A 9,454-nucleotide genomic window follows, 5' to 3' on the forward strand; every position below is an offset into this window, starting at 1 on the left:
CCGAACTGGTACGCTCGCTGCCGCAGGAGGAAGAGAAAGAACGGCACGCCGCAGAGGGCGGTCAGAATCCCAACGGGGAGCTCCTGGCCGGGCAGGAGGGTGCGCGCGGCGAGGTCGGCCCAGCAGAGGAAGATGGCGCCGCCGACGAAGCTGAGGGGCACTAGGCGCCGGTGCGGCACGCCCACCAGCAGGCGCACGGCGTGCGGCACGATGAGGCCCACGAACCCGATCGCCCCCGACACGGCCACCAGCGATCCCGTCACTAGGGTGGCCAGCACGATGAGGCCCCGCTTGAGCGCTTCGACGGGCATCCCCAGGCTCTGGGCCGGCTCCTCCCCCACCAGCATCGCGTCGAGCGGGCGGGCCAGCACCAGCATCGCCCCCAGGCCGACCGCCGTAGTGAGGGCGGGAATCGGCAAAATGCCCCAACGCGCCCCACTCAACGAGCCCAGGAGCCAGAAGAGGACTGCCCGGAGTTTGTCGGGCTCCGGCGACGAGAAGGTGACGAACGAGGTCACGGACGCCATGAGCGCCGACATGGCAACGCCCGCCAGCAGGAGGCGCGTCACCGATACGCGAGTCCCGGTTCGGGCCACAAGGTAGACGATGCTGATCGAGAGCAGCCCCCCTGCGAAGGCGGCGACCGGCATCGTCAAGGTTTTGCTGATGAGCGGAGGCAAGAAGCCGAGGTAAAACAACGAGGCCCCGGCCGATGCGCCGCTGGAGATGCCCAAAATGTAGGGCTCCGCGAGGGGATTGCGCACGAGCGTCTGCATCGCCACGCCGATGATGGAGAGTCCTCCCCCCACGATGCAGGCCAGCAGGGCTCGGGGGAGGCGCAGGCGCCACACGATGCGGTCGAGCGTTGGGCCGGGATGAGGGACGATCCCCAACAGATGGTGGGCGAGCACTCGGTATGCGTCGGTCCAGGTTGTCGTCGCGCTTCCCGCCGCTACGGCCGTCCCGACCGTAACGACCAGGAACACGGCCAGGCCCAGCCCAGCGAGCCACGGTCGCTTCATGAGCCCGATTTTGCTGGCGAGGGGGAGGAGGACGGGGCGGGAACCAGCGTGGGATGCAGCAGGTGAGCCAGTCGGCGTGCCCCCTCGACGACTCGGGGGGCGGGGCGACCGATGAGAGCCGTCGGGAGACTGTAGACGCGGTCGTTCTGGAGGGCCGGCACGATGTCCCACGTCGGATGTAACTTAAGCAGGCGGGACGAATCGTAGTCGCTTCCCCACAACCCCAGGATGACGTCCGGCTTTTCGGTGAGGACGTACTCGTCGCTGAGCGTTGGGGCCTGATTATCGATGTCGGAGGTAACGCTCCGCCCCCCAGCCAACGCGACGAGGGTGTGTACGTAACTGCCTTTGCCAAAACTGTAGAGCGTCGCGTCGCCGACGAGCACGAGTACTCGGGGCCGCTGATCGGAGGGGATCGACTCCGTCCGTGCCCGGAGCGCCTCGATGTTCTGCCGGAGTGCTGCGGCACTGTCTGCCGCGGCGGCCTCTGTGCCCAACAGGCGGCCCATGGTGCGAATGCCCTCCACGATGTCCCCAACAGTATCGAACGAGAAAAAGTAGATGGGGACGTCGAGGGCCTCGAAGGTGCCCGTGTCGTTCGGTGCGTTGATCTGATCAGTCGCCAGCACGAGGTCGGGCTTCTTGGCCACGATGGCTTCAAAGTCGACCGGCAGTGCACTCACGTGGGGAAGCGTATCCACAGGAGGCGGGTAGTCGCAGGACGACGTAACTGCAACCAGCGACGCCCCCGCGCCGGCGGCGTAGGCGAGCTCTGTGAGGTTCGGTGCCAGCGACACCACCCGCTCTACCGGGCGATCAACAGACACTTCCCGGTCGAGGTCATCGACGACCGTGTTGCCCGCATCGCCCGATGAGGAGGGCCCGCACCCGGCACCCACCAGGACGGCGAGCAACGGCAAAAGAAGTCGGTGAACCATCAGGGCAAGCAGAGAACTGGAACTGTCCAGGAAAGCAACCGAGACTCTCATACTGCGTGGTGCGGAAGGTGTTGAAAGGACAGTGGCCGCTTGTGAAAACGAAACGGGTCCGCAACAGAAGGGACGTCTCAGACACACGCATGCTGCCGGTGGCCCCTGAACAGGAGCTTTGTGAATAAGGATCAAGGAAGAACAGGCATCGCGCGACCGTAAATTTGGGTTAAACGTACTGCACTGCTATAATAAGTTACAAGTTGTAACGACTGAAGGGCAGCCCCAAAGATAGAGCCGCACCGCAACCATGAGCAAGCAGATTTTTGTCGTCGACGACGAGCCGAAGATCGGCAACCTCTTCAAAAATGTCCTCGAGCGGGACGGCTACGATGTTGAGGCGTTCGTCAATCCCCTCTCGCTCGTCGAAAAAATTGAGGAGGGGACGGAGGAGCCTGACGTCGTCGTGGCGGACATGATTATGCCCGACATGGACGGGGTGGAGCTCATGGAGGAGCTCCGCGAACAAGAGGTCGATGTCCCCTTCATCATCATGACGGCCCACTCTTCGGTCCAGACGGCGGTGGAGGCCATGCGGCAGGGGGCCTTCCACTACCTAGAGAAGCCCGTGAACCTGGAAGAGATGCGGGCCCTCCTGGAAAAGGCCATCGAGCTGTATGGGGCACAGCAGGAACTCCAGCAGATCAAGACCGAGCAACAGAAGAAGTACCCGATCGAGGGCATCCTGGGCGAAAGTGACCCCATCGTAGAAGTGCGCGAGACCCTCGAGACGCTCTGCGGTGCCTCGAGCACGACCGTTCTGTTCACGGGGGAAACGGGCACAGGAAAAAATCTTGCGGCGAAGACGCTGCACTACAATTCTCCTCGGGCCGAGGAGTCCTTCACCGACATCGACTGTGCCTCATTGCCCGACAACCTGCTCGAGGCCGAGCTCTTCGGCTACGAGGAGGGGGCCTTCACCGATGCCCGCGACTCGAAAGAAGGGCTCATCGAGGTGGCAGATGGGGGCACCTTGTTTCTCGATGAGATCGACTCGATGAGTCTGGCCTTGCAGGCCAAGCTACTCTCGTTTCTCGAGAGCCGCGAGTTTCGACGTCTCGGGGGGGTCGAGGACAAAACAGCCAATGTCCGGGTCCTTTGCGCCACCAACTCGGATCTAGAGGAGAGCGTGCAAGAAGGCAGTTTTCGGAAGGATCTGTTCTTTCGCATCAACGTCGTTAACGTGGAGCTCCCCCCACTTCGTCGGATGGGAGACGACGTGATCCTGATCGCGAATCATCTGGTGAAGGACTTCAATCGTGAGTTTGGAAGCGAGGTGAAGGGGTTCACCGACGCCGCGAAGCAAAAATTGCTCGATCACTCGTGGCCCGGCAACGTGCGGGAGCTTCGCAACGTGATCGAGCGAGCGATGATCTTTGCGAACGGGGACCGAATCAGCACGGAGGATCTCACTCTGGCTCCCCCGAGCCGGCTCAGCGACGGGAAACGAACTAGCGATGGGTTCCGATTTCCGCTCGGCAACACGCTCGAGGAAGTAGAAAAGGCCTACATCCGAGACACGCTGGAGGCGCGCGCGGACGACAGCTACGCCGACATCGCCGACGACCTCGGCATCTCGAAGAAAACGCTCTGGGACAAGCGCAAGCGGTATAATCTCGACGAAGTCGTAGATCGGTAGGCCTGCGGTTCGGGGAGGGGAATCCTGTGGCACGTGGGCGGCCCGGGAGCCTGTCTCTGGTGCCGAAGGAAAGAAGTGGAAGAGCCCTGCTCCGTGAACCAAACCCCTCCGTGTCCGATTACAGTCTTACCGCAACGCCCTCGGGGGACACGGGGGCAGTGTTGGGAACGCTGAAACGGTCCAGCCCTACGGCGTCCCCTCAGTGCGCAAGTTCTCGGCATCGCTGGGGGCGGACTCCCGTCTCCACGACTTTCGCAACACGGTCCCTTCCGGACACACGTTAATCCTCTCAGGCTTATGCAAGTGCTCGACGGTTCGGAGGAGTACCGCCCCCCGCAGGTCCCCAGTGTCGACGAGGTAGCCGCGAAAGAGCGCGCCTCACGGCTGGCCACGCGCAGCATCAAGACGGACGCCAAGGTGGAGGGCCTCAAGATGCTCATCCGGATGCTGGACCTGACCACCCTGGAGGGGGCCGACACGCCGGGCAAGGTCCGGTCGCTGTGCCAGAAGGCCCGGACGCCCGATCCGGATCGCGACTATCCTTCGGTGGGGGCCGTCTGCGTCTATCCGCCGATGGTTTCGGTGGCGCGTGAGCAGCTCGCCGGTACGGACGTCAAGGTCGCTTCGGTAGCCAGCTACTTTCCCAGCGCCCAGGCGGCCCTCGACGAGCGTGTCGAGGAGGTGCAACGGGTCCGCAAGGCTGGGGCCGACGAGATCGACGTGGTCATGAACCGGAATGCGTTTCTGTCGGGCGAGTACGCGCAGGTTCACCGGGAGCTCAGCAGGCTGGCAGACGCCTCAGGGGAGGCACACCTAAAAGTCATCCTAGAGACTGGAGAGCTGGAAACCTATGATCGGGTCCGCCTCGCGAGTCAGATCGCCATCGACGCCGGGGCCGACTTTATCAAAACCTCCACGGGGAAGGTGAAACCGACGGCCACTATGCCAGTGACCCTGGTCATGCTGGAAGCGATTCGCGACCATCATCTTAAGACGGGGCAAAAGGTAGGCATGAAGCCGGCCGGGGGGATTCGAAAGGCAAAGCCGGCGCTCCGGTACCTGGTAATGGTAAAGGAAACCCTCGGCGACGAGTGGCTGACGCCCGCTCTCTTCCGCATCGGGGCCTCTTCGCTCCTCAACGACCTGCTGCTCCAGCTGGAGAAGGAGCGGCACGGACGGTACTACTCAAAGCGATATTTGTCTTTGGGATGAACGTTCTGCGGGGGCACAAGATCTGTGCGCTGAGTCCTACTGCGGATCTCGTGCTGCGTACTCGTACGTAGGCCAGCGATACGAACTACGCAATACGAAATACCGCCCTTCTCACAGAGGTGCTCACGCGAAAGCTCATTTGACTCCCCTCTGATCTCGAACTATTCGTTTGAACCCCATGGCTGAGTTAGAGACGGATGCCGACACGGCCCGCGAACTGCTGTTTGGCGATCGGTGGGAGTATGCGCCGGCCCCTCAATCCGCCGACCACGTACGTCTAGAGGACCGGTACGGACCGTTCATCGACGGTCGCTTCCAGGAGGCCGACGACTACTTTCCCTCGATCAACCCGGCCAGTGAGGAGCCCATCGCCGAAATTGGTCTGGCCGACGAGGCAACCGTCGACCGGGCGGTTGAGGCCGCCCGGCACGCCTACGAGGCCCACTGGCGCGATCTCCCGGGGACGGAGCGGGCGAAGTACATCTACCGCATCGGCCGCATGATCAAGGAAAAATCCCGCGAGTTTGCCGTCCTGGAGTCGATGGACGGAGGCAAGCCCATCCGCGAGTCGCGGGACATGGACATTCCGCTGGTGGCGGCCCACTTTTTTCACTACGCCGGCTGGGCCGACAAGCTCGAGTACGCCCTTCCCGGGCCTGGACGCCCACAATCGCTCGGCGTGTGCGGCCAGATCATTCCCTGGAACTTTCCCCTCCTGATGGCGGCCTGGAAGCTTGCCCCTGCCCTCGCGACGGGAAACTGCGTGGTTTTGAAGCCCGCCGAGACGACGCCCCTCACGGCGATGAAGCTGGCCGAGATTATTCAAGAGGCGGGCCTCCCCCCTGGCGTCGTCAACATCGTCCAGGGGGCCGGTGCCGTCGGAGAGGCCATCGTCGAGCACCCCGACATTGACAAGATCGCGTTCACCGGGTCGACGGAGGTGGGGAAGCAGATCCAGCGTCAACTGGCGGGCTCAGAGAAGCGGCTCACGCTTGAGCTGGGCGGAAAGGGGGCAAACATCATCTTCGAAGATGCGCCCATCGACCAGGCCGTAAAAGGCATTGTCGACGGCATCTACTTCAACCAGGGACACGTCTGCTGCGCTGGCTCCCGGCTGCTCGTGCAGGAGAGCGTGGCCGACGAGGTTATTCAGAAGCTCCGGCACCGGATTTCGACGCTGCGAGTGGGGGACCCCCTCGACAAAAATACCGACATCGGAGCGATTAACTCGCGCCAGCAACTCGAGAAGATCCGCCGCCTCGTTGATATTGGGGAGCAGGAGGGCGCCGAGAAATTCCAGCCGGAGTGCGATCTGCCCGACGACGGATTCTGGTTCCCGCCCACGTTCTTTACCAGTGTCACCCAGTCCCACCGGATTGCGCAGGAAGAAATCTTTGGGCCGGTCCTGTCGGTCACGACCTTCCGGACGCCCGAGGAAGCCATTGAGCGGGCCAACAACACCGAGTACGGCTTGGCCTCCGGCATCTGGAGCGACAAGGGCTCGAAGCTGTTCTCGATCTCGCAGGCCCTCAAGAACGGCGTGATCTGGGGCAACACCTACAACAAGTTCGACCCCGCCAGTCCCTTTGGCGGCTACAAAGAGAGCGGCTTCGGCCGCGAGGGCGGCGTCCACGGTCTTCTTCCGTACCTAGAGGTCCCTTCTGAGTCATGGCATCCACAAAATCCCCCTACGAACGGCTCCCCGTCTACAAAACCCGCAAGCTCTACATCGGCGGGGACTTCCCCCGAACAGAGAGCGGACGATACATAACCACCACCGACCCCGAGGGCGAGTTCGTGGCCAACATCTGCCGTGCGTCGCGCAAGGACTTCCGGGATGCCGTAGTGGCGGCCCGCGAGGCCCAGGATGGATGGGGCTCACGGAGCGCCTTCAACCGGGGACAGATCCTGTACCGAATGGGCGAGATGCTGGAGTCCCGCCGACAGGCGTTCGTCGACGCCCTGGTCGACACTGCCGGGTACGATGGCCACGACGCGGAGGCGGAGGTGGATACTGCGATCGACCGCCTGGTCTGGTACGCGGGCTGGTCCGACAAATTCGCGCAGGTCTTTGGGACCGTCAACCCAGTGGCGAGCTCCCACTTTGACTTCTCGGTGCCCGAACCGACAGGCGTCGTCGCGGCGTTCTGCCCCGAGAACGCCCCGCTCCTCGGGCTCGTCTCCTGCATGGCACCGATCCTGATGCCTGGCAATGCCGCCATCCTGATCGTCGACAACGACGCCCCCACCCTAGCCATCGACCTCGCCGAAGTCCTCGAAACGAGCGATCTCCCCGGCGGGGTCGTCAACATCCTCACCGGGCACCGATCGGAGCTCCGCGAGCACGTGGGCGGGCATCGGGACGTCGACGCGATTCTGAGTGTAGGAGCCTCGACCGAAGAGCGGACCATCCTGGAGCGGGAGGGCGCTGAGAGCGTGACCCGCCTCGAGTTCCGGCCGGACCGTGACCCTGCCGAGTGGCGCTCCGAGGACAGCGAGTCGCCCTACTGGATTACGCCGTTCGTGGAATTCAAAACGACGTGGCATCCGGTCGGACGGTAGGAGCGGGACCGCCCGAGTCACTGGCGGATCCGCGATCCCGAAACACCGTCTGCGGTCCAGCCACAGGGCCCTGCCGCACTCCCCCATCGTGCCCATGATACGCCCTCAGCATCCCCATGAGTCACCGTTTGCCCCTAATCGCTCTCGCCGCGGCTCTTCTGCTCTGCGCCTGTAGCGGGCCGTCCGAGACGGCCGGGGAGAGCGGGCCCTCCGCGGAATCAGATCCGAACCGGTCCGAGAAGAGAACGGGCGTGGCCCAGTACGAAACGTTCGACGCTTCAAAGTACAAAGCCCGTCCGCCTGAGGAGGACGTTGACATTGATCATCAGGTCTCGAAGCAACTGATGCGGGCGCGTACCGAGGGAATGGTGAAGCGAACCCTGCAGGGCTTTCGCATTCAGGTCTTCTCGGCCCTCGACCAGCAGGCTGCTCAGGACTTCCGAGCAAAGGTTCGTCAGTGGTGGAACAACAATAAAGAAGAAGCCCCAGAGTCTGCCTTCGGCAAAAGCCCACCCATCAATGTCGTCTATTCGCAGCCGTACTACCGCGTGCGAATCGGGGCGTTTGCGCGCCGGAGCAGGGCTAGTCGAGCCCTCACATTCGTCCGCAAAAAGTTTGAGAGCGCGTTCATTGCGCAAAGCACCGTCACGGTAACGCGGTAGTGGGGACGAGGCGACGCATGTGAGTCATTTCGGCCCGTGGACGCTAGATGCGCCCGGGCTCGTTAGGCCCTCCCTGATATGGCCCTTCTTCCCGGACTCGCACTGTTCGCACTTGGACTGGTCCTGGTGCTCTTCTCCGCAGAGCGGCTGGTGGACAGCACGATCGGGGTCTCGCATCGGCTTGGGCTCTCAGCCTTTCTCATCAGCGTCGTCTTCATCGGGTTCGATCCCGAGAACCTGGGGGTGGGTGCCGTGGCAAGTTACGAGGCCACGGCGGGCATTGCCCTGGGCACCATCGTCGGGGCCGCCATGGTGGCGTTGGCACTGGCGTTCGGTCTCACGGCGCTCGTCGTGCCCCTTGACTTCGAGCGGGCGCCCCGGCGCATCCTTCTGCTTCCCGTTGGGGCCGTAGCGCTCGTGGCACTGCTCGCCTACGATCCCCTCGTTTCGGGGGGGCGCCTCTCCCGCATCGACGGGGCGATCCTCCTCCTCGGATACATCGGGGCGGTGGGGCTCCTGCTCCGGTGGGAACGGCAGGGCATTCACGTCGCGCCCACGGCGGCGGTAGAGGCGGAGGTGGAGGAGGACGGAGAGGCCGGGACCGCCCGGTCCATTGCGTGGTTTGGGGCCTCGCTGGTCGGCATCGTGGCGGGGGGCGAACTGCTGGTTCGCGGTGCCCGGCCCGTCGTCGAAGCGCTGGGCTGGACCGACACCGCCTTCGGCATGACGTTGCTCGCGCTGCTGGTGAGCGTGGAGGAGGTGGCCCGTGAGCTGCCCGCTGCCCTCAGAGGGCGACCGGACATCAGCTTTGGAAATGTGGTGGGCTCAGCCCTCGCCTTCTTCGGCTTCAATGCGGGAATCATTGCACTGGTGCGGCCGGTGCCCGTAGGCGCGGCGACCCGCTATTTCTACCTGCCGGTGTGCATGGGGGCCGTGCTCCTGATCACTGTTCTGATGGGGCAGCGGCGCGTGCCGCGGTGGGGCGGGGTCCTCCTGCTGTTGATCTATGCGCTCTTTGCGGCAGGACCGTTCGTGACCTGAGGATCGGAAGGTGTGCTTGGGCGAAGAAAGGTGCTGCGTGTTTTGTGTCGTGTATTTCGTATTATGCAACGTCAAGATGCGATACGAAATACGTGATAGGCCCGGCTCTGGGGCGAAGACGCGCAGGTTAGAGGGTATCGTCCGCGAGGGTGGAAAGCCGCTCCACGAGTGGCCCTGCATGCGTCTCGTGCTCCGGCTTCATGAGGACGCTGCGCAGGACGACCGCCTCGTCCCGATCGGCGGTCAGGGACGGTCGGAGAGTCGTCAGGACGTCGGCGGAGAGACGGTACACGCTCGTGAAGATGGGATCGTCCGGATCGTTCATGG

Annotated in this window: 8 protein-coding genes and 1 pseudogene; 6 read left to right on the top strand and 3 right to left on the bottom strand. The window is 63.5% G+C overall.

From position 1 onward, the window contains the following. Both ABEL04_RS07365 and ABEL04_RS07370 read right to left on the bottom strand, forming a co-directional pair. Nucleotides 1–1,022 (bottom strand): FecCD family ABC transporter permease (locus ABEL04_RS07365; protein ID WP_375801740.1); only part of this gene is annotated, 1,022 nt, incomplete at its 3' end. After that, the gene (locus ABEL04_RS07370; RefSeq protein WP_375801741.1) at nt 1,019–1,960 is read right to left on the bottom strand and encodes an ABC transporter substrate-binding protein; all 942 of its coding nucleotides are present in this window, start codon (nt 1,958–1,960) and stop codon (nt 1,019–1,021) included. The genes ABEL04_RS07365 and ABEL04_RS07370, both read right to left, overlap by 4 nt. A gap of 301 nt (nt 1,961–2,261) precedes the next feature. On the opposite strand from ABEL04_RS07370, the gene ABEL04_RS07375 reads away from it, so the two are divergent. The 6 genes from ABEL04_RS07375 (at nt 2,262) to ABEL04_RS07400 (ending at nt 9,127) form a co-directional block, all read left to right on the top strand. Beyond that, complete coding sequence (locus tag ABEL04_RS07375; RefSeq protein ID WP_375801742.1) at nt 2,262–3,650, top strand: sigma-54-dependent transcriptional regulator; 1,389 nt, start codon at nt 2,262–2,264, stop codon at nt 3,648–3,650. A gap of 297 nt (nt 3,651–3,947) precedes the next feature. Continuing rightward, a complete protein-coding gene (gene deoC / locus ABEL04_RS07380) occupies nt 3,948–4,862 on the top strand; it encodes a deoxyribose-phosphate aldolase (protein WP_375801743.1) in 915 nt (304 codons plus the stop codon). Nucleotides 4,863–5,040: 178 nt separating this feature from the next. Next, nucleotides 5,041–6,633, top strand: a complete 1,593-nt coding sequence (locus ABEL04_RS07385) for an aldehyde dehydrogenase family protein (RefSeq protein WP_375801744.1) — start codon at nt 5,041–5,043, stop codon at nt 6,631–6,633. After that, the gene (locus ABEL04_RS07390; RefSeq protein ID WP_375801745.1) at nt 6,531–7,424 is read left to right on the top strand and encodes an aldehyde dehydrogenase family protein; all 894 of its coding nucleotides are present in this window, start codon (nt 6,531–6,533) and stop codon (nt 7,422–7,424) included. The genes ABEL04_RS07385 and ABEL04_RS07390 overlap by 103 nt, the downstream gene beginning before the upstream one ends. A 116-nt stretch (nt 7,425–7,540) precedes the next feature. After that, nucleotides 7,541–8,086: an SPOR domain-containing protein gene (locus tag ABEL04_RS07395; RefSeq protein WP_375801746.1), complete on the top strand. Its 546-nt coding sequence runs from the start codon at nt 7,541–7,543 to the stop codon at nt 8,084–8,086. 78 nt (nt 8,087–8,164) lie between these two features. Next, complete coding sequence (locus tag ABEL04_RS07400) at nt 8,165–9,127, top strand: sodium:calcium antiporter (protein WP_375801747.1); 963 nt, start codon at nt 8,165–8,167, stop codon at nt 9,125–9,127. A 127-nt stretch (nt 9,128–9,254) separates the two neighbouring features. Here ABEL04_RS07400 and ABEL04_RS07405 read toward each other — a convergent pair. After that, nucleotides 9,255–9,454 (bottom strand): annotated as a pseudogene (locus ABEL04_RS07405) (aspartate aminotransferase family protein); the annotation flags it as partial.

Origin of the sequence: Salinibacter sp. (assembly GCF_042218895.1) — a bacterium.
Classification (GTDB): Bacteria; Bacteroidota; Rhodothermia; order Rhodothermales; family Salinibacteraceae; genus Salinibacter.

Coding starts and splice junctions, on each gene's coding strand:
- ABEL04_RS07370 (WP_375801741.1), bottom strand. CDS start 1,960: ATGGTTCACCGACTTCTTTTGCCGTTGCTCGCCGTCCTGGTGGGTGCC.
- ABEL04_RS07385 (WP_375801744.1), top strand. CDS start 5,041: ATGGCTGAGTTAGAGACGGATGCCGACACGGCCCGCGAACTGCTGTTT.
- ABEL04_RS07375 (WP_375801742.1), top strand. CDS start 2,262: ATGAGCAAGCAGATTTTTGTCGTCGACGACGAGCCGAAGATCGGCAAC.
- ABEL04_RS07390 (WP_375801745.1), top strand. CDS start 6,531: ATGGCATCCACAAAATCCCCCTACGAACGGCTCCCCGTCTACAAAACC.
- ABEL04_RS07395 (WP_375801746.1), top strand. CDS start 7,541: ATGAGTCACCGTTTGCCCCTAATCGCTCTCGCCGCGGCTCTTCTGCTC.
- deoC (WP_375801743.1), top strand. CDS start 3,948: ATGCAAGTGCTCGACGGTTCGGAGGAGTACCGCCCCCCGCAGGTCCCC.
- ABEL04_RS07400 (WP_375801747.1), top strand. CDS start 8,165: ATGGCCCTTCTTCCCGGACTCGCACTGTTCGCACTTGGACTGGTCCTG.